Genomic DNA, 22098 nt, shown 5'->3' on the forward strand with positions numbered 1-22098 from the left:
GCCTGATACGGGAGAGGCAGCAATCTGGTGAGCAGCGACAGCAAGGGACTGTGGAGGGTCGAGGTGCGGCTCAAGTGGGACCCCAGTCCCTGGAATCAGCCACCTCATCATCTCGACATCATCGCCGCGACCTACTCGGCGGACGCCCCCTACGGGCGGCCGGTGTACGCCGTCCACACCGAGAGCCGCTCACCGGACGGCACCATCAACATGAGTCGGCACAGCGAGACCGGTCAGGGCTTGGGCTTCGTCGAAGTGATGTCCCTGGAGCTCGATCGCCTCGCGTCCTCCTTCGCACGTGTGGTCGTGGGCGTGGCGATCCACCAAAACAGCGGTCCCAAGACCTTCAGTGACATATCGAACGCCGGAGTGCTGGTTGTCGAGGGGTACAAGGAGCTGCTGAAGGACGACTTCGCGCAGGTCGCCGGATCCACCGCCGCGACCGTCGCGGAGTTCACCCGGGATACCTCCGCAGCATGGGAGTTTCACGAGATGGTCCGAGGGTTCGACAGCGACCCCGTCGTCTTCACCGCAGAGATGGGCAACACCCCATGGCCCTGAGCCGCCAGCAACGCAGCGAGGTACGGCCGAACGCAGTGCCGCAGTCATGAAATCCTGGAACCGGAGCAGCTGAAACCCCGAAGTCGCCACTGTCTCGGCCCCAGCACTATTCGTCCAGCTCGGGCGGCTGGTCGTAGGCACGCAAGAGCCCCTCGATGCGCTGGTTGTTGATGGACTGCCGGTCGTAAAGGCACTTCGCGTACCGGCTCTGTTCCCATTCAACTCCGAAGCAGCATAGGTTGTCGGTGGTGGTGGACTTGCCCTGCCTCCGGTGCACGAGCGGGACTTTCGCAACAGGCTCTGGTGGGCCGCGTACCGCCGCCGTCCACCGCACCCGCATCCCTCCCGATCCGCACGAGGACCCCTCCTCAACCCAGAGCCCGGCGATGCTCACAGAAGCACCCCCGGTGGGTGAGAGGTTCCCGATGTCCCACATGGGCCGCAGAACACCGTGACCGGAGATTGGTGTCTTGCGTCGCGTCTCTGTGACTGGACGGAGCGTCAGGTCCGCCCGATGTGACCGACAGCACGCGGAAACGCACACGGTTTGGTGGCACTCATTTTGGACTGGATGCTGCTGACCCGACACTGGCGGCCGTGATCCATCACCTTTCGGGCTACCCCCTCCCTCACCAGGTGACAGGCAGTGCGTCCAAGCCGCCGGTCAGGATGTCCGCCCTCAGGCGCAATTCCTCCACCGGCACGGCCAGGCGCATCTGGGGAAAGCGCAGGACGAGTTGGGAGAAGGCGACCTGGAGTTCCATGCGGGCCAGGGGCGCACCGATGCAGTAGCGGGCACCGTGACCGAAGCTCAGGTGCGGGGGCGTCGTACGGGTGGCGTCGAAGCGGTCCGGGGCCGGGAAGGCGGAGGGGTCGTGGTTGGCGGCGCCGTTGTCCAGCATGACGAGGTCGCCGACCTGGATCGTGACGCCCCCGATCTCGATGTCGGCATGGGCGTAGCGCGGTATGCCTCCGCCGTTCTTCCCGGGCATGCGGAGGATCTCCTCGACCACGCCCGGGATCATGGCGGGGTCTTTCAGTAGGGCCTGCCACTGGTCGTGGTGGGTGAGCAGGAGCAGCGCTCCTAGGCCGATCTGGACGACAGTGGTCTCGTGTCCCGCGAAGAGCAGGGCCATGGACAGCATGGCGATCTCGTCGTCGGGCACGCCCTGGGTTGCGCAGAGGGCGGAGATGACGTCGTCACCGGGGTCGCGGCGCTTGCGGGCCACCAGCTCCTGGCCGTAGGCGAACAGTTCGCCCAGGCCCTGTTCGGAGCGGGAACGGTCGTGTACGTCGGCGGCGGCCTGGGTCCACTCGCGGAAGCGGGTGCGCTCGGCGTAGGGCACGCCCAGCAGTTCGCAGATCACGAGGATCGGCAGCGGCAGGGCGAGGGCCGTGTTGAGGTCGGCCGGCGAGCCGTGCTCTTCCAGTTCGTTCAGCAGGTTTGCGGTCAGAGCCTCCACTCGGCCCCGGAAGGCCCTCATGCGGCCGGGGGTGAAGTGCGGCTGGAGCAGCGATCGCATGCGCCGGTGATCGGCCTTCTCGGTCTCGTGGTTGCCGAGCGGGCCGCCGAACAAGGCCGACTCTCCGGAGCGGGCCGCGCGGGAAGGATCGGGGTGCGACCGGCCGAGCCGGCCGTCGTCGAGAAGGCTGCGCACCTCGGCGTAGCCGGTGACGAGCCAGGCGTCGTCCCCTACACGGGTGCGGATGCGGTGGATGGTGCCCTGCTCCTGAAGAGTTCGCAGCAGCGGTGGTACGGCCAGCGGGTCGGGCTGGTCGAAGGGAAGGCGATGGGTCATTCGTGTGCTCCCTGGGCGGGCGTGGACGAGTGGGTGCCGATGGGATCGTTCATGCCGGGCCTGCCACGGCGGTGCCGAGGATGTGCGTGGCGGCTGGGGAGGGGACACGGGTCGCGGGGAAGGCGAACTTCTCCATGTGCGTGAGGGTGAATCCCGCTGAGGTGATGGCGGTTTGGGTGTCGCGGCCGGTGTGGCAGCCGCCGCACAGCAGGGGCCAGACGGTGGCGTCCACGACGCGCTGGACGCGGCGCATGGCGGGTGAGTCCGCCCGGACGTGCTCGAAGAACCGCAGCTGTCCGCCGGGGCGCAGGACCCGGTGCAGCTCGCTGAGGACGGTCGCCTGGTCGGTCACGGAGCACAGGGTCAGGCAGACCACAGCCGCATCGAAGGAGGCGTCGGCGGCCGGGAGTTGCTCGCCTCGCCCGTCGGTGACCTCGATGTCGATCGGTGCGGTGCGGGCGGTGTGTGCGGCAAGGGTGCGCAGGCGTGGTTCCGGTTCCACCGCGAGGAGGTGTTTCACCTCGGGCGGGTAGTGCGGGAAGTTCAGGCCGTTGCCGGCGCCGATTTCGATCACCTTCCCGGCCAGTCCGGCCAGGAGGCGGGTGCGGTACTCGGTGGCGCCCGCCTTCTCCAGTGCTGGGCCCGCGACCTGCGCGTAGAAGCGGGCGAACAGGGGGCGCCGGGTGTCTGGCTGGGCCATTGCTGGTCACCGTCTTCCTCTGCAGTGATTCAGGGAGGGCTACCATGATTAGCGGAGGTTCTACATAGTGAAGTCACTTCACGATATGCCTGAAGGGCAGTCCCCCGCCAGCTCCTCGCTGGACCGGCTGTTCGAGCTCGCCGAGACACTCGGGTCGATGATGGAGCGCGGCATGGCCGAGCGGGGTATCAGCCGGGCCCGCGCGGGTCTGCTGTGGGCGCTGCTGCACGGCGGGCCGATGACGCAGCGGGCCCTTGCCGCCCGGCTGGGCGTCACGCCGCGCAATGTGACCGGGCTGCTGGACGCCTTGGAAGCGGATGGGCTGGTCGTCCGTGAGGCGCACCCGACGGACCGGCGTGCGCTGCTGGTCTCCCTCACCGATCAGGGGCGGTCACTGACGGCGGCGCTGCGCGCCGGCCGGGACGAGCTGGCCGTCGAGCTGTTCAAGGGCATGCCGGATGAGCAGGTCGCGGCCTTCACGGCCGGGCTGGAGATGGTGATCGAGCGGCTGCGGGCCGCTGCGCCGCCCGGCTGCTGATCAGCGGCCGGGGTGGCGGGGAAGGCTCTGGGTGATCCGCCACAGACGGCGAGGCAGTTCGCCCTCCTCGAACGCGTGGACCTCGTCAAGGGTCCAGCCCGCGGCCAGGGCGTCGACGAGGGCACGGTCGAAGAAGTGCACCGCGAAGCCGCCCTGTTCAAAGATGCTGTCGCCGTGGGCGACGCCCGTGTCGTAGTGGGCGTCGCCGGTGTGGCGGACGGTGTAGACGAAGGTGCCTCCGGGGCGCAGGACGCGGCGGACCTCGCCGACGAGGGCACGGATTTCTTCGGTGGCGGGATCCTTGCCGTCAGTGAGTGGTCCTCTCTGCCGAGGTAGGGCAATGAGCTGAAGCGGCGGGCATGCAAGGCTCTGCAGTATGGGGTGGAGTTTCAAGCTGCACGGGGGAATCGCAGCCGGGCTGAGCGCTTTGCTGCTGATCCTCGCAGCGCTGACGTGGCTGCCAGGGACCTTGCCACTGGTGGACTCGCCATGGCTGACGGCGGCGGTCGTGCTGCTTCTGTTCCCGATCTTCGCAGCTGCCGTGGTGCGCGTACTCCTGACGCGAGCGGACCGCCACTCGGCATGGCTCGCCTTCCGGTGCCTGCCGCGCGCGGTGCAGGGCGCTCTGGGGAGCCTGGTCGTCTCGGGAATCGTGGTGATCCTGGCCAGCATGGCCGGTACGGGGAACCTGCAGTCAGCCGAAATCAGGCACGGCCGGTACTTCGTCCTCGACACGACTCCCTACGAACGCGGGAGGGTCGAGGTCTCGCAGAGCCAATACGTGGCCGTCCTCGAAAGCGATCAGCGCAGCATGCTCGCCATCCCCGGCATCCTCTTCGCCGCAGCCGCGTCTCTCGCCCTTGCAGTGGGAGAGTTGCGCCGGGCGGATGCGAGGCTCCGGATGTGACCGCCGTATGGGAACAAGCCAGGCCGGTCGCGGGCGACCCGGGGCAGAGACCGCCGAGCGGCGGGACGTTGACGTGCCAAGACGGCACGACGCCGGCCGACTTCATACGACAGCCGTCTGCCTTCACGACGAGGTGCGGCGGCGATTTCCTGCCAACGGTCCAGGTCACCATCGGCTCACCCGCGGTCTGCATGCCTGCCTCGATGCGTGCCGCCCGCCCGAGCCGGTTTTCGCCTTCCGGTTGCGCAATTGCCAGCAAGGCAGTCCGGCGCAGAACTCGAGCGTTCACCCACGGGGCCGCAGATGCTGCCCTCCGACCGGCGCCGCTCCCACCGTCAAGGGGAGAGCCACGGCGCGGATCTCGCGGCTCAGGATGGACGGCAGCCCTCCCGTTGTCTTCGGCACGCCTCGGTCACAAGCCGGGGACTGTGCAGCGCTCGGACAGCCTCCCCGGCTATCCACGGGAGGCCGTGAGGCATGCCCGCCAGCCACCTTGCGGCAGAGCGCTCCGGAGCCGTGTGCGCAGGTTCGAATCCTGCCGGGGGCACTCCGCATCAAGCGGCTGACCTGCAGAAATACAGGTCGGGAGTTTTTGCATGCATGCCAAAACGCACACGGTCTGGTGGGTCGTCACCGTTTTGACCCGACGCCAGTGATCCGGGTCGGCAGGCGTCTCCAGCACGCAGGAAACTGCCTGTGGTCCAACTGCCCCGAGTCACCGCGTCCCGGCGATCGGTGAGCTGCCTTCGAAGGAGGCCGAGCGCGTTCAGCAGATGGCCCAAGAGGCTCCAAGTCGAGGAGGTCAACGCCGTCGGCCGCCTCGGCGCATGCCGCGACCTCGGCCAGACCACGGCCGCGGCAGTCGCCTCCATGAATTCCCGTTGCCCGTCCGACAGCAGCCCGGTCAGCGCCTGCGGCAGGGGTATGACGCTTGAGCGCCGACTGCACGGCCGAGAGTCCTTCGCCCTGCTCAGGGTCCGCATTCAGTCACCGTGGTCGTCGGCGCCTGGCTGGACCTCGTTGTCCCGGGTCTGGATTACTGTGGCGGCGCGGTGCAGCTCGGCGAGAACCGTGCGGACGGCATTGCGGGCGATGCGTTCGGGACGGTGCAGCACGTCGATGTGGCGGTGGGTGTGTACGCCACTGAGCGGTCTGAGGACGACCGCGGGATGGGGACGCGCGGTCCAACGCGGCATGAGAGCCAGGCCGCCGCCGGCTGCCACGACCTCGGCGACCACGGAGAATTCGTTGACGCGGTGGACGATGTCGAGCCGGCGGTTCGCGGCAGTGGCGATGGCCTCGATGGTGGCCAGCAGCGGGAACCCGTCGTGCACGGTGATCCAGGGCTGATCAGCCACGTCCTGCGGGGACAGCCGTCGCCGTGCGGCCAACGGGTGGTCAGCGGGTACCGCGACGTCGAGTGGTTCGCGCAGCAGTGTGGTGGCGGTCACGGTGCGCGGCCATGCCGGGGCGTGGTCGAGCCGGTGGGCGAGCACGAGGTCGTAGTCGCGGGTGAGGCGGGGGAAGTGGTTCTGGGCGACATCCTCGTCGGCGAGCGCCAGGCGGGGACGGCCCGGCAAGGCATGGCCGCGCAGCAGAAGAGGGAAGAACGTGGCCGCTGCACTGTGGAAGGCGGCCACCGACACGACGCCGTCGGACTGGTCGACGTAGTCGGTGACGGCGTTGCGTGCTCGTGCCAGAGCGGTTTCCACCTCGATCGCGGCGTCGGCCAGTGCCTGCCCGGCCTCGGTGAGCACCACCCGGCGTCCCGCGCGTTCGGTGAGCGGCACGGGGATCGAGCGTTGCAGCAGCCGCAGTTGCTGCGAGACCGCCGAGGGCGTCACCAGCAGGGCTTCGGCGACCGCGGTGACGCTGCCGAGTTCTCTCAGTTCCCGCAGGATCCGCAGTTGTCGTGCGTCCACCTCAATAGTGTAGGGCTGCTACAGCGTAGTTTCAGAGGTTGGTACTGGGCTTCAGTTTCCTGGTCGGGCAGCGTGTGGCGCATGCGTGATGCCCGCCGTACCGACCTGGTACTTCTCCTTGTTGCGATCGTCTGGGGTTCCAGCTACCTGTCGGCGAAGACGGCCACGGCCGTTCTGCCGGTGCTCGTGGTGCTGTTCGCCCGGTATGCCATCTCGGCGATCGCCTGCCTCGCTCTGGTTGCCTCACGTGGGGCGTCCCGCCGCTGGACCCGCGAGGAGCTCCGCGTGGGGGCGCTGCTGGGCGTCACGCAGGCGGCGGTCCTGGTGCTGGAGACCTATGGGGTGGCTCACACCAGCGCCGCCAACGCGGGCCTGATCATCAGCCTGACCATCGTGCTGACGCCACTGCTGGACCGCACGGGTGGCCGCGGCAGGCTGCCCCTGACGTTCTTCGCGGCTGCCGGTCTGTGCGTCCTGGCCGTGGGGTTCCTTCTGTCCGGCACCGGACTGCACAGCGTGCGGACCGGCGACCTGCTGATGCTCGCGGCCGCAGCGGTGCGAGCCGGACACGTCGCACTCGTCGGACGGCTCTCCGTGGGCCGCACCCTGCGCCCGCTGCACCTGACGGCCGTCCAGACCCTCGTCGGCTCCGTGCTCTTTCTGGCACCCGCCACGGCCCACCTGGGGACTCTGGCGCACAGCACTGCCAGCACTTGGGCCCAGCTCGTCTATCTGGCCCTGTTCTGCGGCCTCTTCGCCTTCCTGTCGCAGACATGGGCGGTGCAGCGGACGTCAGCCAGCCGGGCCAGCCTCCTCCTGGGCACCGAACCGGTCTGGGCGGTCGCGGTGGGAATCGGCCTCGGCGGCGAAAGGCTCACCGTCCTGTCTACCCTCGGTGCGACGCTCATGGTCGCCGGAACCTACTGGGGTCAGGCCATCGAGCGCGCCCACCGCACCGGCCCGGAGCGGGACACCACAGTCCTCCTGACTGCCGGCACACTCCCCCGCGCCCACCGCAGCGGCGCCGCAGCAGAGCCCGTCCATTCACAGCATGGGCCACCGGTCGCGCCTCCGGGGCACGCGCCGACGAGGACGTGACCACGGCCCCCCGCCCGCATGCCAGGCCGCCGTGGCCAGACCCGACCGTGGTAACGTAGCAGCCGTTACGCAACAACTGTTATGCGAAAAAGGGGGGCGGATGCCGAGACAGGTGGACCACGAAGCGCGGCGGGAGGCGATCTCCCAAGCTGTATGGCGGGTCGTCTCGGACAGCGGACTGGAGGGCCTGACCCTGCGCGCGGTCGCCGCCGCGGCGGGCTGCACCACGGGGATGGTCACGCACTACTTCGCCGACAAGAAAGCGCTGCTGGCCCATGCCCGCACCGAGATGCACCGTCGGATGGCGGCGCGCATCGACACCCTTCGCGTCGGCGAGAACGCCCGCGACACGCTGTACGCCGTGGCCGAGCAGGCCCTGCCCCTGGACGCCGAGCGGCATCTGGAGGCCGTCGTCTGGTCCCAGTTCCTCCTCAGCACCCGCAACGACCCCGCACTGCTCGCCGAGCACATCCGCAGTCACGCCTCCTGGATCAGCCGCCTGACCGCTCTGGTGCAGGCCGCCTGCCCGGACCGCCTGGAACCTGCCGACCTCCAAGCCAGGGTGCGCAGCCTCGTCGCCTGTCTGGACGGGCTCGCCCTGAACGCCGTGACCGACCCGGCCGCCTATCCACCCGACCTCCAGCGGCGCGTCCTGGAAACCCAGCTCGACCTGATCCTCGAAGGGAACCAAAGCCTGTGACCTCGCCTGACCCCGTCATCACCGCCGCAGCGGCCGACGACCCGAGGATTCAGCAGCTGATACGCGACCTCGACGCCGACCTCACGGCGCGCTACCCGGACGAGCCCTGCACCGGCGGCGCCCACATCAACCCCGGGATCCGCTTCCTGCTCGCCGAAGTCGACGGCCGGCCGGTCGGCTGCTGCGCCGTGCAGCCCTTCCCGTTCCCGGACACCGCCGCCGAGCTGAAGCGCATGTACGTCACGCCAGAGGTACGCGGGAGGGGAATAGCCGCTCATCTCCTGGCCGTGGCCGAACGCACCGCCACCGCCTTCGGCCACCCCGAGATGCGCCTGGAGACGGCCGTCCACCAGCCCGAGGCCATCGCGCTGTACACCCGCGCCGGCTACACCCTCATCCCCAACTACCCGCCCTACCAGCACAAGACGCTCAGCCGCTGCTACGCCAAGCCGCTGCCGCTGCCCGAAGCGCGCCCCGAGGACCGGTAGGAGATCACGGCCTTCCTCGCGGGCCAGGGGCTCTCGCCCCAGGACGTCCTGGCGCCCGGCACTCGTTACTGGCTCACCAGGGATGCGGCCGGGCCGGCCGCGACCGTGGGCCTGGAGCTACAGGGCCACTGCGTGCTGCTGCGCAGCGTGGCGGTCCGCCCCGATCTTCGGGGGTGTGGAGCCGCGCGGCGGCTGGTGCGGCGCGTTCTCGCGGAAGCGGCCACGCAGGGCGGGCGTACCGCGTATGTGTTCTCCACGGGCGCCGGACCGGTGTGGGAACGGCTGGGCTTCCGGCCGGTGCCGGTCGCCGAGGCCGCCGAGGCCCTGTCCGATGTGCCACAGGTCCGCCAGTACCGGGCGACCGGCACTCTGGCCGACGAAACCGCATGGCGCCATGACCTCATCCATGTCACAACGGGCGACCTGCCGCCCAGGAGTGCTGACCGCTCCGCGGCCGATGCCCCGAACACTGCTGCGGCCACCGGTAGATGAGACAGCCCGCTTCCGGACTGCCGCGCCCTTTCTGGTGGTTGTGGACGAGCATTCTGATCGGCCGCCTCGGCTCCTTCGTCGCCCCTTTCCTGGTCCTGTATCTGACGGCGGAACGCGGCTACTCGGCGAGCTTCGCCGGACTGGTCGCGGCGCTCTTCGCCTCACGCTGAGCCAACCGCAGGCCGTCGGCACCGATCCGCCCCGGGTGGCGGCGCAGGTCGTCTCGGGCATCCGTTTCCTGGCGGCCGGCGCCATCGTCCAGTCCGGTGCGTCGATCCGGCGTCTGACCACCGCGGCGACACCGTGGATCAGCGGTGCCCTCGGGGTCGCCGCGGGAGCCGGCGTCTACCTGGTGCTCGGCGCGTGCCTGGCCACCGTCCTCGCCGCCCTGGTCGGCCTGTCGGCCACACGTCGGCTGAGACGGCGTAGAAGCCCGCGCAGCAGGGACGGAGCGTGTCGGTCCGGTGACCTGGTCACAGCCGGCTGAGGAGCCGTTGTTGTATCGATCAGCGGGCTTGCCTGAACGAACAGAGTTCCTCCTGTTTCCACCCCTGTCCGGCCAGTTCACGTCCTGTCGTAGCCTCTGTGCATGCAGGTCATGGAGGGGGGCGGAGGTCAGCTGGCGGTAGTGCGTCCCCCGTCGGGCGGGTTCCCGCGGCACAGCCACGACGAGTACGTGATCAGCGTCAACCTCTGCGGCTTGGAGCGGGTCCGGCTGGATCGCACCTCGTTCGACGTGGGCCTGGACGAGTTCACCGTTTACAACCCCGGCCAGGTCCAGTCGTGCACCACCCAGGTCCCGCCCGAGATGTCCTTCGCGGCCGTGAGCTGGTACGTCCCGGCAACGGTCGTGGAATCGTTGACCGGCGATGCCGCAGTCGACTTCGAACGGCCCGTCGTCCGTTCTCCCCGCCTACGCGCCGAGTTTCTCGCTGCCGCCGGGGCATTCCGCAAGCTGGCACCGGAGGGACAGCCTTCGCCCGCCGAATCCGCTGCTCTCGTTCAGGAGCGACTGGTGCTCGTGCTGTCGCGGCTGCTCGACCTGGCCGCAGGACGGCGCGCGCGTGCTCCAGAGCCCGCTGACGCCCGGATCGCCGCGGTGCTTGACCGGCTCCGCACCGACCTGTCCGGCGCGCCCCGACTGGCCGAGCTGGCCGACGAGGCAGGCATGTCCCGCGAGCATCTGATCCGGACGTTCACCCGCGCCACCGGCGCCCCGCCCTACGCCTGGCACCTGTCGGCCCGGCTGGCCGAGGCGCGGCGTCGGCTGCGTAGGGGTGAGTCCGTCGCCGAGGTGGCGCACGGGCTCGGCTTCGCCGACCAGGCACATTTCCACCGCCACTTCGCCGCGGCCTACGCCATCACGCCGGGCCGGTACCGTCGGCTGTTCCAGATCAACATCTGACAAGACCGGACGGCCCGACCCCACGCACAGTGGCTGCCATGTTCGAGATCTTCATGGTGGCCATGTGGTTGGGGCTGGTGTTCAACGCGGCACCAGGCGCGGTGTTCAGCGAGTCCCTGCGACGCGGGATACGGGGCGGGTTCCGCCCGGCCTTCGCGGTCCAGGTCGGCTCGCTTGTGGGCGATGCCGTGTGGGCGGTGCTCGGCCTGGCAGGCGTGGGGGCGCTGTTCGCGGTGCCGGCCTTGCGCGTGCCACTCACGGTGACCGGGTGCTTGCTGCTGGCCTGGTTGGGGGCGGCGGGCCTACGCGACGCACTCGCGCGGAAGGTGCCCGATCCGATGGCGGAGCCGTACGACAAACAGGACCGCAAGGCCATGGCTGTGGGAGCGGGCATGTCGCTGGCGAACCCATGGAACGTCGTCTACTGGTCGGGGGCGGCCGGTGGGGTGGGCGCCGTCCTGGGCTCGGGCGGCACGACGGAGCTGTGGGTCTTCTTTGCCGGGTTCATGGCCTCCTCAATGCTGTGGTGCCTGATCTCGGCGGGGGTCATTGTGGTGCTGCGCAGGGCGCTGCCGTCAGTGGCCGTACGTGTGCTCGAAGCCTGCTGCGGTGTCTCGCTCGTGGTCTTCGCGATTCTCCAACTGTGCCGGCTCATGTGACGAGCGGCACGCTGGGAGATTTGTCGGACCGTGCGGCTACGGTCCGTTCCGGTCTGCCCGGGTGTGAGACGCCGCCGATCAACGGGCTGGGTTCAGAAGCCGTTGTCGTGCCGACCATCGGGGCTGCGGACCGAACAGGGCTCCTGATCGGATGCTCTTGGAGTGGCTGCCGCATGAGGTCAGGGCCCCCTTGAGCAACTCGGGTTTACCCCACTGCCCGAGTATCAAGAGGCCCTGGTGTCGCATGCCCAGTCGTGTGCTTGCCTCGCGCGCAGGTTCGGGAACGCGGCCGATCAGCCGGATCGGGTACGAAGGCATCCATCGGACATGACAGATGCGCAGTGGGCGGCCATCCGGCCGTTGCTGCCGGTGCCGGGCTGGGTGCGTGGCCGGGGAGGGCAGCCGGAGGCGTACTGCAACCGGGCGATACTCGCTGCGATCCGCTACCTGGTGGACAGCGGCATCAAGTGGCGTGCGATGCTCGCATGTCGTGGTCGACGCGCTCGGCCTGCTGCGTCCAAGCACGACGAAACCCGTTACGGCCGCGCCCGAACCGGCGTGACCACCCCGCTGCGCGACCAGGGACATCCCTCCGACCGAGCCCTCGGCACCCGCCGCGCCCGCGCCGCAGCCCTGCTCATGCTCACCCTGCCCGGCAGCGCCTACATCCACCAGGGTGAGGAACTCGGCCTGTACGAGGTCGAGGACCTGCCCGAAGAAGTGGTCGGCCCAGCGCACACGGCTGTTTACGATCTGGTCGAGGACGAGGCCGAAGATCCGGTCGTGGGCATCGAGCACACCTTCAGGCGGACGAACAGGCCCTGGCGTATGCGCTGGTCGCGGCGGTTGTGGATGGTCGTGGCCGAGCACGTGGAATCCGCGCTCGCCGGTGGGAGCAGCCGAACCGGAGGGCCTGTAGCAGCACACGTCTCCCCGGTGATCAACGGGACGGACCCCGGGCCGTCGACCCCGGGTCCGTCGCTCAGCAAGCCCTGCAGGATCAGCGAGCCGCCTCCGCGTCCCACTCGTCAACCGGAGCGGAGCGCAGGCCGGCTGGCGGGTCGCTGTAGTCGGTGTTGAACGGCGGCGCCTCGTTGGTCCACTTCATCGTGAACGTCGCGTAGTTCAGCAAGTCGCCCTTCTTTCTGCCGTCGCCGCGGCGGGTGGCCACCGTCTCTTCGCCGAGCGGCATGCCCGTCGACTTGTCGAAGATCAGGCGGCGTTCGACGCCGGGCGCGTACTCGGCGGTGAGGGCGACGGCGTAGCCGGTGCGGCCGGCGTGGTCCTTGACGTCGCCGAGGGAGCGCACGCCGGGCTCGGCGGCGAGGAGGCGGTAGGCCGCGGCGCGCAGGGCCGGGGTGGACGGCAGGGTCGTGGCGAGCTGGACGGCGTCCTCGACGACGATCCGGTCGAGGGTCCATTCGGGGCCGTTGTAGTGCTTGTCGACCAGTTCGAAGAGGCGCTTACGGAGGGCCTTGGCATCGGTGGGCAGCGTGGGTAGGAGACGCAGGGGAACCTCCCCCATCGGCACGCTGTCCGCGATTCCGCCTGGCGCGTCGTGGTCGAATTCGCCCTTGCCGGCGTAGGTGTAGATCTGGTCGGCGTCGTTCCCCAGGTCCCACGACCTGGGGGAACCGTCCGCCTTCCACGCCGCTTCGTCGGCTTTCGTGGACGGACGGGCCCCTGTGTCCAGCGACTGCGACCAGTACTTGTTGCCGGCGGTGGCCGTCCACCACCGCTGCTCGCCGCGGACGTCGATGCTGTAGTTCTTGCCGGGCACCTTGTAGCGGTCTGCGAATTGTTTCTCCAAGTACCAGTACTTGCCGGAGCCGGCCGGTTGCTGCTCGACGTGGGAGGCGGCAGCGAGAAGGACCTGGCTGCCCGAGCCCAACGTCGCGGCGGGCGCGGCTCCCGGCTGCTCCGGTCCTCTGCCGGTGATCACCACAGCCGCGACCGCCGTCGCCGTGGCCAGGGCGAGACTGGACAGGAGAGGGCGGCGCACCCTCCGCGTGCGGGCGGCGGCACGAGCCGTGCGCGTCGCGCGCGGAAGGCTCATGAACGTTGCGAGCTCCTCCTGCCGAACCTGCGAGGGTGCGGGGAGGTCGGGGTCGAGGTGGGCGGGGCGGGCGGCGGCCAGGCGCTGCAGGACGTCGTTCTTCACCGGGCTTCCTCTCCTACGGTGATCCGGGCTCGGGTGGACACGTGCCGCGCGGTTGCGGCCTCCTGCACCGGCGGGGAGGCCGACGCGGCCCGGTTGAGGCGCATACGCGCCCGGTGCAGGCGGACCCGCAGGGTGATGGGCGAGCAGCCGACCACGCGGGCCGCCTCCGCCGGGGCCAGTCCCTGCCACGCGGAGAGGATGAGCAGTTCGCGATCGTCCTCCGGCAGCGTGGCCAGCGCCTTGAGCAGCGCGCTGCGCTCGGACACGTCCTCGGCGACGTCCACCTCGGCCTGGTCCGTCCAGGCGCGCAGCTCGGCGGCGAGCGCCGCGCGCCTGGCCTCCGCCCGGATGCTGTCCCGCAGGATGTTGCGGGCGACCCCGAGCAGCCATGGCAGCGGCTGCTCCGGTATGTCGTCCAGCCTGCGCCAGGCCACGGTGAACGTGTCGCTCACCACCTCGTCGGCGACCTGCCGTCCCGCGCGGCTGACCACGTAGGCCCACACGCGTTGCCGGCAGCCGTCGTACATCGCGGTGAAACGATCCGCGTCGTCGTCGGGCACTGCCGCACCTCCTGTCCCTCCCGGTGTGTTCTGTCATCGAGTAGTGGTGGGGGTCAGGCGATCGTTACAGCAGTACGCCGGGAAAAGGGCCCGAGGAACGAGGCATACGTCACACAGAGCGCGCAACGAACCCGAGCAAACACCCCAACGCGTCGGCCGACGCCTCGGCGTGCTCCTACTGCGAGACGCCGAAGAAACCGTGCGGCTGAACGGGGCCGCGATTGGGCGCCGGACATACCGTCTGCCCTACGAAAAAGGCGGAACGTTCCCTGCACTTCGGAGACCACCGGTGCCGATGCCCTGGACGCTTGCCCCGGAGCGTTGATCACTCCCAAGGCCGGGCATAGGTTTCAGTGCGTGACGAACGTTCGAATCGGTGTGATGTACGACCGCGACTGGGCCCCGGAGGGGTTGCCCGGGTTCGCGCGGGATGTCGAGGCGCTCGGAGTAGACGACCTGTGGGTGGTCGAGGACCTCGGATGGAACGGGGGGATCTCGGCCGCCTCCCTTGCGCTGGGAGCGACGGAGCGACTGCGGGTGGGCATCGGGATCATGCCCGCGCCGTTGCGCAGTCCGGCGTTGCTGGCCATGGAGTTGGCGACGCTGGCGCGGGTGTTCCCGGGGCGGCTTGTTGCCGGGATCGGGCACGGGGTGCCGGAGTGGATGGCCTCGGTCGGCGTCGCGGCGCGGTCGCCGCTCGCCCTGCTGGAGGAGACGATCAGCTCCGTGCGCGCGCTGCTGCGCGGGGAGCGCGTCGAGCTGGAAGGGCGGGAGGTGCGACTGGCCGACATCCAGTTGGTGCATCCGCCTGCCGAGCCGCCCCCCGTGGTCGCGGGCGTGGTGCGGCCCCGCTCGCTGGAGCTGTCCGGGCGAGTCGCGGACGGCACGCTGATCGCCGAGGGCCACGGCCCGCATGATGTGGAGAGCGCACGGGCGTTGGTCGACAAGGGCGGAGCCTCTGCTGACCACGCTCTGACGGTGCTCGCCTTCTGCTCCGTGGGCGACGATGCCGAACAGGTGGCGCGGGCGCTGCGGCCCTGTGTAGAGGGCCACGGCGCCTGGCTCGGCCGTTCGCCGGAGCAGGTATTCACGGTCTCGGGCACGGCTGAAGAAGCTGCCCAACGGGTCCGCGAACTGGAAGTGGCCGGAGCGGGCACGGTGGTGTTGCGGATGGTCGGCCCTGAACCGGTGCGGCAGCTCGGGAAGGTTCTGAAAGCCCTCGGGCGCCAAGCTCGGAACTGACTCGGGGCACCGCCCGGCGTAGTACCTCCCGAGGCGGCCAGTCGGCTACCACCCGCATTTTGGGGTTTGCCGGGTGTCCGGCCGGATCGTAGCCCGGCCGTGCTCATCAGGTGAACGCACAGCGGCACGTTCCGGCCGCGTACTGCCTGTGCGGGCGGGCATCACTCCTCTGAAGCAGGGACACATCGTGCCGGGCTGCTCTGCCTCCCGTTCGCCAGCTGAAAGAGATTTTGAAGAAGGAGCAGCACTCTGACTCCTCTGTGACGTCTGTTGTGTGAAGACATCGTCAGAGACCTCGGAGTCAGAATGAGGCACAAGAGGATGCGCCCGCATCCGCCGCCCACCAGGGTCATGGCACCCACTGCGGTCGGTGCTTCCACCATCGTGATGGGCGGCATGGTGACTATCACGCAGCCGGACCAGGGGATCACAGGGGCGACGGAGCGGACTGTCACCGTTAGCCTGCGCGTTTCACTTGCTGCGGTGTCCGGATCTTGATCGGGAAAGCGAAAGTGCCTTCTGAGCTTGGGAAGATGAGGCTTGTCTAGGGCTTCAATCACCACAGCAGGAAGGCACTTTCTGCGTGCCCACTACCGGGTCGCGTCCCAAGCTCGTCGTGTCGGCCGACGGCTACGGGGTGGTGAGCCACGCCGGATCTCGACTGCTGGCCGATCTCGCCGATGTCACGGGCCTGACCAGCGCCTTCGCTGACGCGCTGCGTCAACTGCGACCGCGTGGTACCGGGCACGACCCCGGCATGACCGCGAGATCGACCACGATCCGGCCCGGCGGCAAGGCGATAGCGGACCTGGCCGTGCTGCGTGACCAGACGGAGGTATGCGGCCCCGTCGCCTCCACTGCGACCACCTGGCGCCTGCTGGCCGACATCGACTCGACGGCGCGCGCTCGCCTGAGCTCGGCCAGGGCCGCCGCCCGGGAGGTCACGTGGCTGCAGGCTGCCGAGACCGGGACAGGGATACCGGCAGCCCGCGCTGGGGGAGGCGACCTGCCGGGCCTGGTCCTGGACCTCGACGCCACGCTGATCACCTGCCACTCGGAGAAGGAGCAGGCAGCCGCCACCTGCAAGCGCGGATTCGGCTACCACCCGCTGCTGTGCTTCCTGGACAACACCGGCGAAGCCCTGGCCGGACTGCTCAGGCCCGGCAACGCCGGCGCCAGCACCGCCGCCGACCACATCACCGTCCTCGACCAGGCGCTTGCCCAGATCCCCGACGCCCACCGCCACGGCACCGGCATCCTCATCCGCACCGACAGCGCCGGGGGCACGAAGACATTCCTGCACCACATACGTGCCCTGCGTGACCAGGGCATCCTCGCCTCATTCTCCGTCGGACACCCCGTCACCGAACCAGTTCGCCGGGCAATCCGAGCCCTGCCCGGCTATCTCTGGCATCCCGCGCTGGAGCAGGACGGCTCCTTGCGCGAGGGGGCCGAGGCCGCCGAGTTGACCGGCGCGGTCGACCTTGACGGCTGCCCCGACGGCACCCGCATCCTGGTGCGGCGTGAGCGTCCCCGTCCCGGCGCCCAGCTCTCCCTGTTCGACCTCGACGAAGGCATGCGCCACCAGGTCTTCCTCACCGACACCCCCGACGGCGAAGGCTCGCTGCAGCACCTGGAAGTACGCCACCGCGCCCACGCCCGCGTCGAGGACCGCATCCGCTGCGGGAAGACCACCGGCTTCGGTCGCTTCCCCTCCCGCCACTTCTCGATCAACGCTGCCTGGCTCGAACTGGCTCTGACCGGCGTCGACCTGCTCGCCTGGACTCAAAAACTGCTGCCGGAAGGCGAGTTGGCCACTTCTGAGCCGAAGAAGCTCCGCTACCGGCTGCTGCACGCAGCCGCCCGCATCACCCGCGGAGGCCGCCGCCTCCACCTGCGGATCGCCGCGACCTGGCCCTGGCGACACGAGCTGACCAGCGCATTCACCCGCCTCGCGGCCCTGCCCCGACCAGCTACCTGAACCGCGACAGACCCTGCCCGCCCACGACCCGAGGAATCCTGGAGCACCCGACCCGAGCGTCGGGCCACAGCCCTGCCCGCACGGCAGCCGGCAACCGAGATCACAGATCCACCAGCTCAGCCGCCCGAATCGAAACAGGGAGGTTAGGGACGGTTCGGGCCGGCACGCTGCCATGACGTGCGGACCGTGCCGTGGATCACGGCGATGGGCTTGTCGCCGACCGGGTCCCTTGTCGGCAGCCGCAGAGCTGTGCCGACCTTGCGCACGTCATCGCTGCCGATGCCGACCCGGGCCGGAAAGCGGCGGGACGGTCAACGCTTATCCCACGTGAAAGCCCGAGGTCAGTTGTAGACGTTGAATTCTGCGACTGACCACCAGTTGCTCGCGACATTGCCGGTATTGACGACCTTGATGTAGCGGGCGGTCTGGGTCGGGAAGGAGACCAGTTGGACTCGTTGGCCGTCTGTTACGGAAGAAACCTTGGTCCAGTCGGTTCCATCCGCAGATACGTGTACGTCGGCGCTTCGCGCATAGTCGCCGGTACTGCCGCCGACATCCAACACAATCTTTTTGAACGTCTGCGTCTGCCCCATGTCTACTTGAATCCAAAGACCGTCATACAGCCCTGTCCCAGAGCTGTACCGATTGCCGGAATCACCGTCCAGCATGTTTCCGGGTGCATCCCACTGGCTTGCGTCCGAAGCCGTTGCGGTCCAGCCGGTCCGCGGCAGCGCAGGGCCCAGATCCATGACGTCGAACGAGGATCCACCTGCGTCGACACCGCTGGTTCCCTTCACGGAAACCGTGACCTTCCCCGCTGGAATCCCCTTCGGAACGTAAGCGCTGATGCTTGTGTCCGACCAGCTGTCTATTTCGGCATTGGCCGATCCGAAATACACCGTACCCAGCCCCTGTGCGTCACCGAAACCAGAACCGCGAATCGTGAACTTGGAGCGCGGTATGCCTTGCTTCGGTGTCAAACCACTGAAGACCGGCGTCGGGAAGCTCGACAGCTTCTTGGTGGTGAACATCGCCGAGGTCCCGCTTGGCAGCGTATAGGTGTACGAGCCGTCGCTGGACATCTTAAAACTCTTGCTGTCGGTGGTCCCGTTGAATACTGCGGTGACCTGCTCCCCTTCCTTGCTGGTCCAGGTCTTCATCTGAAAGCCGCTTGGTACCGCTGTCGGAGCTGTGATCGAGCCGGTTCCACGCGCAGACCCGTACACCTCGATGTCGCCGATGGCCCACCAGAAACCGGATGCCGCAGTACTGACGATGCGAATGTACTGTGCCGTTCGGGTCGGCAACGTGACGGCTATCTTGCCAATGCCTCCGCTGCCGCTCGCAATCGCGCTGCCCCAATCGACTCCGTCGTTCGAAACGTAGATCTGATACTTGGTGACGTAGTCGAACGAATTGTTCACGCCGGTGTCGAAGACGATTTTATTGAAGCTCGTGGGGCTCCCCAGGTCGATCTGGAACCAGTCGCCGCTCGTCGTCCCGTGCCCGAGACTCCACCTGGTGTTGATGTCGCCGTCGATCGCGTTCGCGGCCACACCCCAGTCCGGCTGCGCGGAAGCCGTGGCGGTCCATTTGCTACGGCTCAGCGCCCTTCCTGTCGTCCGGACGGAAGCTCCGATCGGCAGGGAGTATGTGACCAGCTTGTTTCCGGTACGGATGGAGTTCTGGTAGGGCAGCAGTGCCGGGTCGTACGTGACGGTGACCGGGCCGGATGCCGACTTGAACGTGAAGTCGTGTGTCGGGTCCGAGACCTTGGTCGCTGCGGGGGTACGGCCGCTCTGCGCAGGCCCCGAGTACGTGAAGGTGACGGCGTCGCCGGCGTTCAGGGTGTAGTCGAACGAGTGTGTCCCGTCCGCGACGCTGAAGGTCTTCGCCGCGCTTCCCGAGTTGTGCGCGATCAGGACCTTCGATCCGTCCGGGTTCTGGAACGCTACGTTCTCTATGCTGCCTTCCCCGAAGGTGTTCGAGTAGATCCGGCGTGCTCCGGGCCTGACGAACCTGCTGGCGTGAGCGAGGGCGTGGTAGTCCACGTTGTAGGTCACCCGCCCGTCGGCCGGGTCGATCGTGAGCAAGCCCCGCAGCATGGGTATTCCGGCCGTGTCGCTGTTGAGCGGGCCCCGATCCGGGTCGAGTGCGATGTTCCACAGCATCACCCCGTTCGCCCAATTGCGCGTGCCGTTGATGATCCACGTACCCAGTGCTTCACTGAACGCCGTCTGGTCGCTGTCCTGCCAAACGCCTCCGGTGGCTTCCGTGATGAACGTTTCCTTGCTCGGGTAGTCGTTGTGGACCAGCGTCTGGTAGTTCGGGTTTCCGCTGTAGATGTGCCACCCGGTTCCCGCGGTGTACTTGGAGGCCGCGGGGTCGCTGAAAATCGTCTCCGGATACGAGGGCACGTCCCAGTTGTGGTCCCAAGCCAGGATCTTCGTGGAGATTCCGTTGGCTTCGAACGCCTTGCCGATCTCCTGAATCAACTCGGCTTCCTGGTACGCGGACAGGAACATTCCGGGCCAGGTGGGCGTACCCATGGGTTCGTTCTGCGGGGAAATGTAGGAGATGGGCACGCCGGCTTCGCCGTAGGCTTGTATGAACTTGACGAAGTAGTTGGCCAGCGCGGAGGTGTACTCGCTCTTGAGGGTTCCTCCGATCATGGAGTCGGAGGTCTTCATCCAGCCTGGTGGGCTCCACGGGTTGGCCATGATCTTGATGGACGGGTTGAGCGAGAGGGCCTGCCGCAAGGCCGGAATGATGTACGGCACGTCATGCTGGATCGAGAAGTTGGACAGCGTCGGGTCCGTTTGGCCCGCGGGCATGTCGTTGTAGGAGTAGTTCCCGGACGCGTTGAAATCCGTGGCGCCCATCGGAGAGCGGAGCAGGCTGAGGCCGATTCCCTTCGAGGGATCGAACAGCTTCTTCATCAGCTTGGTCCGCTCGGCAGGGGACAGCTTGTCGATGAGCCAGGCGGAGGAGTCGGTCATGGCCGCGCCGAAGCCTTCGACCTTCTGGTACTTGACGCTGTCGTCGACCTTGATCGTCAGCGGGTTGGCCGTTCTCCTCGCCTTGAACAGCACATCGTCCTGGCCGGCGACCCACTTGTCGGCCGATACGTCCGTCAGCCACACACGGACGGAATTGTCACGTGAGGCTTGCTTCAGCTGCGGGGCGGCGATGGCGTTACCGGAAACCTGGCTCCACGCGGCGGCGACACCGACTGCGGTGGCCAGGAACTGGCGTGGTCCGAGACCGTATGACCTCATGGAAGATCCTCCTTCGGACCTGCTTGTTCAGTACTTGGGAGAGCGGGTGGGACACATGGCCGAGGTGGGGGATCGACCGGTTGGAGTCGGTTCTACGGCGACGCCGGCGCCGACTCTGCGGCGCCGGTACTCGGCTCCTTGATCACGAGCGGGCGCAGTTCCCAGGCGTCGGCCGCGTAGCCGAGGCGCGTCCCCGGTGCGCTGCGGGCCTGCAGTCGCCACGGGCTCTGCCCCGTCGGGTAGCAGCGCAGGGTGAGGACCTGGCCGGTGGTGGTCAGGAAGATTTCGGCGATGGAGTGGTCGACGACCACGCGCAGGTCGACGGGCCGGTCGGCTGGGCAGGGCATCCGGTAGGAGCCGCCGCGGGCCCGGCTGTCCAGTGAGGCGTGGTCGCGGTCGACGACCAGTTCACCCGCGTCGGCATCGAGGCGGATGTCGAGGTACTCCGAGCCGTCCGGGGTGGTGAGCAGCCGCAGACCGGCGTTTCCGGTCGGCTCCAGACGGGCCGTCAGGTCGAAGGCGCGGCCCACGGTGCCGAGGTCCACCGGCTGCAGGCCGTGCGTCTCGCCCTCGGCGTGGATGATGTGTTTGCCGCGCAGGGCGAGCAGTTCGGTGGCGGGCTGCTGGCGCAGCGTGCCGTCGTCGACATGGATCTCGCGGGGCAGGGTGAGGACGCCGGCCCATCCGTCCGCGACGGCCCAGGCTTCGTCGCGGGCTTCCCATGACCAGCCCCACAGCAGCCACCGGTTGCCCGGTGCGCGCAGCAGGGCGGGTGCGTAGCAGTCGGGGCCGTGGTCGGCGGGTACCGCTGGGCCGGCCTTGAAGTGGCCGTCGTGCTCTTCGCCGATCAGGGCTGCGACGCTCTGCGGACCGGTGGGCTTGTTCCATGCGCTGAGGATGAGGGCGCCGCGTCCGTCGGCTGCCGGGAGGTACTGGGGGCATTCCCAGCCCTCGCCGGTGAGCAGGCCGGTGCCGCTGATCGGCTCCTTCTCGCGGGCCGCGAAGGGCCCCCGGTAGGTCCAGCTCTCCAGGTCGGGCGAGTCGTAGAGAAGGGCGGCTGCGCGGCCGTCCGCGAGGGCGGCGCCGACCAGCATCCGCCAGCCGTCGCCGTCCTGCCAGACGTACGGGTCGCGGTACATGGTGCAGCCCTCGGGCAGCTCGGGGATGAGCAGTTCGCCCCGCGGTCGGAAGCTGCTGCCGCCGTCGAGGGAGACGGCGCAGGTGACCGGCTGGTGCTGGAACGAGCGATCCTCGCGGTGCGCGGAGTAGAAGGCGACGAGACGGTCCCCGTCGGAGACGGCGTTGCCGGAGAAGCAGCCGTCGACGTCCACGCCACCCGGGGTCGGGGACAGGGCGATCGGCAGCGGCTCCCAGGTCAGCAGGTCGGGGCTGCGGAAGTGGCCCCAGTGCAGGTTCGCGTGGGTCGCTCCGTACGGGTTGTACTGGTAGCACGCGTGGTAGTGGCCGTCGTGGAAGACCAGCCCGTTCGGGTCGTTGATCCAGTTGCGGGGCGGGCGCAGGTGCGCGACGGGGAAGTGTGGATCGCGGGGTGTGGTGGACACACGCGTGCCTTTCGGTATGACAGGGGACCGCCCCGCCGACCCTCT

21 protein-coding genes and 3 pseudogenes are annotated in these 22098 nt (G+C 68.6%); 14 read left to right on the forward strand and 10 right to left on the reverse strand.

The window, feature by feature from the left end:
- The first annotated feature begins 27 nt into the window (after positions 1–27).
- Entirely contained in the window at positions 28–561 is a 534-nt protein-coding gene (locus KWI83_RS34730) for a TerD family protein (RefSeq protein WP_218518367.1), read from the forward strand.
- A gap of 106 nt (positions 562–667) precedes the next feature.
- On the opposite strand, the gene KWI83_RS34735 is transcribed toward KWI83_RS34730, so the two are convergent.
- From KWI83_RS34735 to KWI83_RS34745, 3 genes are all read right to left on the reverse strand, one after another.
- Positions 668–838: a hypothetical protein gene (locus KWI83_RS34735; protein WP_218518368.1), complete on the reverse strand. Its 171-nt coding sequence runs from the start codon at positions 836–838 to the stop codon at positions 668–670.
- Between the two features lie 352 nt (positions 839–1190).
- Complete coding sequence (locus tag KWI83_RS34740) at positions 1191–2360, reverse strand: cytochrome P450 (RefSeq protein WP_218518369.1); 1170 nt, start codon at positions 2358–2360, stop codon at positions 1191–1193.
- Positions 2361–2409: 49 nt separating this feature from the next.
- Positions 2410–3060: a class I SAM-dependent methyltransferase gene (locus tag KWI83_RS34745; RefSeq protein WP_218518370.1), complete on the reverse strand. Its 651-nt coding sequence runs from the start codon at positions 3058–3060 to the stop codon at positions 2410–2412.
- Positions 3061–3145: 85 nt separating this feature from the next.
- Here KWI83_RS34745 and KWI83_RS34750 point away from each other — a divergent pair, with 85 nt between their 5' ends.
- On the forward strand, positions 3146–3598 hold the full coding sequence (locus tag KWI83_RS34750; RefSeq protein ID WP_218518371.1) for a MarR family winged helix-turn-helix transcriptional regulator: 453 nt from the start codon (positions 3146–3148) through the stop codon (positions 3596–3598).
- Here KWI83_RS34750 and KWI83_RS34755 read toward each other — a convergent pair whose 3' ends face one another.
- Positions 3599–3991, reverse strand: coding sequence for a hypothetical protein (locus KWI83_RS34755; protein ID WP_256363225.1), 393 nt, complete (start codon positions 3989–3991; stop codon positions 3599–3601).
- A gap of 34 nt (positions 3992–4025) precedes the next feature.
- Between KWI83_RS34755 and KWI83_RS34760 the strand changes: the two genes are divergently transcribed.
- The gene (locus KWI83_RS34760) at positions 4026–4505 is read left to right on the forward strand and encodes a hypothetical protein (protein ID WP_256363226.1); all 480 of its coding nucleotides are present in this window, start codon (positions 4026–4028) and stop codon (positions 4503–4505) included.
- Positions 4506–5488: 983 nt separating this feature from the next.
- On the opposite strand, the gene KWI83_RS34765 is transcribed toward KWI83_RS34760, so the two are convergent.
- Positions 5489–6427: a LysR family transcriptional regulator gene (locus KWI83_RS34765; RefSeq protein ID WP_218518373.1), complete on the reverse strand. Its 939-nt coding sequence runs from the start codon at positions 6425–6427 to the stop codon at positions 5489–5491.
- Positions 6428–6508: 81 nt separating this feature from the next.
- Here KWI83_RS34765 and KWI83_RS34770 point away from each other — a divergent pair, with 81 nt between their 5' ends.
- From KWI83_RS34770 to KWI83_RS34810, 9 genes and pseudogenes are all read left to right on the forward strand, one after another.
- A complete protein-coding gene (locus KWI83_RS34770; RefSeq protein WP_218518374.1) occupies positions 6509–7525 on the forward strand; it encodes a DMT family transporter in 1017 nt (338 codons plus the stop codon).
- 100 nt (positions 7526–7625) lie between these two features.
- The gene (locus tag KWI83_RS34775) at positions 7626–8225 is read left to right on the forward strand and encodes a TetR/AcrR family transcriptional regulator (RefSeq protein ID WP_218518375.1); all 600 of its coding nucleotides are present in this window, start codon (positions 7626–7628) and stop codon (positions 8223–8225) included.
- Positions 8222–8713, forward strand: a complete 492-nt coding sequence (locus KWI83_RS34780) for a GNAT family N-acetyltransferase (protein ID WP_218518376.1) — start codon at positions 8222–8224, stop codon at positions 8711–8713. The genes KWI83_RS34775 and KWI83_RS34780 overlap by 4 nt, the downstream gene beginning before the upstream one ends.
- A gap of 48 nt (positions 8714–8761) precedes the next feature.
- A complete protein-coding gene (locus KWI83_RS34785) occupies positions 8762–9205 on the forward strand; it encodes a GNAT family N-acetyltransferase (protein ID WP_305733712.1) in 444 nt (147 codons plus the stop codon).
- Positions 9202–9363, forward strand: a pseudogene (locus tag KWI83_RS34790) (MFS transporter); the annotation flags it as partial. The gene KWI83_RS34785 and the pseudogene KWI83_RS34790, both read left to right, overlap by 4 nt.
- Before the next feature lie 8 nt (positions 9364–9371).
- Positions 9372–9692: an MgtC/SapB family protein gene (locus tag KWI83_RS34795; protein ID WP_256363236.1), complete on the forward strand. Its 321-nt coding sequence runs from the start codon at positions 9372–9374 to the stop codon at positions 9690–9692.
- 102 nt (positions 9693–9794) lie between these two features.
- A complete protein-coding gene (locus KWI83_RS34800) occupies positions 9795–10610 on the forward strand; it encodes an AraC family transcriptional regulator (RefSeq protein ID WP_218518377.1) in 816 nt (271 codons plus the stop codon).
- A gap of 38 nt (positions 10611–10648) precedes the next feature.
- Complete coding sequence (locus KWI83_RS34805; protein WP_218518378.1) at positions 10649–11269, forward strand: LysE family transporter; 621 nt, start codon at positions 10649–10651, stop codon at positions 11267–11269.
- 327 nt (positions 11270–11596) lie between these two features.
- Positions 11597–11740, forward strand: a pseudogene (locus KWI83_RS34810) (transposase); the annotation flags it as partial.
- A 279-nt stretch (positions 11741–12019) separates the two neighbouring features.
- Here the strand turns inward: KWI83_RS34810 and KWI83_RS39455 are convergent.
- The 3 genes and pseudogenes from KWI83_RS39455 to KWI83_RS34820 form a co-directional block, all read right to left on the reverse strand.
- Positions 12020–12191 (reverse strand): annotated as a pseudogene (locus KWI83_RS39455) (IS5/IS1182 family transposase); the annotation flags it as partial.
- Positions 12192–12269: 78 nt separating this feature from the next.
- The gene (locus tag KWI83_RS34815; protein WP_218518379.1) at positions 12270–13430 is read right to left on the reverse strand and encodes a CU044_5270 family protein; all 1161 of its coding nucleotides are present in this window, start codon (positions 13428–13430) and stop codon (positions 12270–12272) included.
- The gene (locus KWI83_RS34820) at positions 13427–13957 is read right to left on the reverse strand and encodes a sigma-70 family RNA polymerase sigma factor (RefSeq protein WP_218518398.1); all 531 of its coding nucleotides are present in this window, start codon (positions 13955–13957) and stop codon (positions 13427–13429) included. The genes KWI83_RS34815 and KWI83_RS34820 overlap by 4 nt, the downstream gene beginning before the upstream one ends.
- Positions 13958–14347: 390 nt before the next feature.
- On the opposite strand from KWI83_RS34820, the gene KWI83_RS34825 reads away from it, so the two are divergent.
- On the forward strand, positions 14348–15232 hold the full coding sequence (locus KWI83_RS34825) for an LLM class flavin-dependent oxidoreductase (RefSeq protein ID WP_218518380.1): 885 nt from the start codon (positions 14348–14350) through the stop codon (positions 15230–15232).
- Between the two features lie 583 nt (positions 15233–15815).
- On the forward strand, positions 15816–17213 hold the full coding sequence (locus KWI83_RS34830) for an IS1380 family transposase (RefSeq protein ID WP_218518381.1): 1398 nt from the start codon (positions 15816–15818) through the stop codon (positions 17211–17213).
- A 341-nt stretch (positions 17214–17554) separates the two neighbouring features.
- Here the strand turns inward: KWI83_RS34830 and KWI83_RS34835 are convergent, their stop codons facing one another.
- Positions 17555–20491: a discoidin domain-containing protein gene (locus KWI83_RS34835; protein ID WP_218518382.1), complete on the reverse strand. Its 2937-nt coding sequence runs from the start codon at positions 20489–20491 to the stop codon at positions 17555–17557.
- Between the two features lie 92 nt (positions 20492–20583).
- Positions 20584–22053 (reverse strand): glycoside hydrolase family 32 protein, encoded by a 1470-nt coding sequence (locus KWI83_RS34840; protein WP_218518383.1) that lies wholly within the window; start codon positions 22051–22053, stop codon positions 20584–20586.
- Between the last annotated feature and the right edge of the window lie 45 nt (positions 22054–22098).

Source organism: Streptomyces sp. TRM70350, assembly GCF_019219825.1.
In the GTDB taxonomy this organism is placed as follows: Bacteria; Actinomycetota; Actinomycetes; order Streptomycetales; family Streptomycetaceae; genus Streptomyces.

Coding starts and splice junctions, on each gene's coding strand:
- KWI83_RS34740 (WP_218518369.1), bottom strand. CDS start 2,360: ATGACCCATCGCCTTCCCTTCGACCAGCCCGACCCGCTGGCCGTACCA.
- KWI83_RS34835 (WP_218518382.1), bottom strand. CDS start 20,491: ATGAGGTCATACGGTCTCGGACCACGCCAGTTCCTGGCCACCGCAGTC.
- KWI83_RS34800 (WP_218518377.1), top strand. CDS start 9,795: ATGCAGGTCATGGAGGGGGGCGGAGGTCAGCTGGCGGTAGTGCGTCCC.
- KWI83_RS34775 (WP_218518375.1), top strand. CDS start 7,626: ATGCCGAGACAGGTGGACCACGAAGCGCGGCGGGAGGCGATCTCCCAA.
- KWI83_RS34750 (WP_218518371.1), top strand. CDS start 3,146: ATGCCTGAAGGGCAGTCCCCCGCCAGCTCCTCGCTGGACCGGCTGTTC.
- KWI83_RS34805 (WP_218518378.1), top strand. CDS start 10,649: ATGTTCGAGATCTTCATGGTGGCCATGTGGTTGGGGCTGGTGTTCAAC.
- KWI83_RS34770 (WP_218518374.1), top strand. CDS start 6,509: ATGCGTGATGCCCGCCGTACCGACCTGGTACTTCTCCTTGTTGCGATC.
- KWI83_RS34745 (WP_218518370.1), bottom strand. CDS start 3,060: ATGGCCCAGCCAGACACCCGGCGCCCCCTGTTCGCCCGCTTCTACGCG.
- KWI83_RS34820 (WP_218518398.1), bottom strand. CDS start 13,957: ATGTACGACGGCTGCCGGCAACGCGTGTGGGCCTACGTGGTCAGCCGC.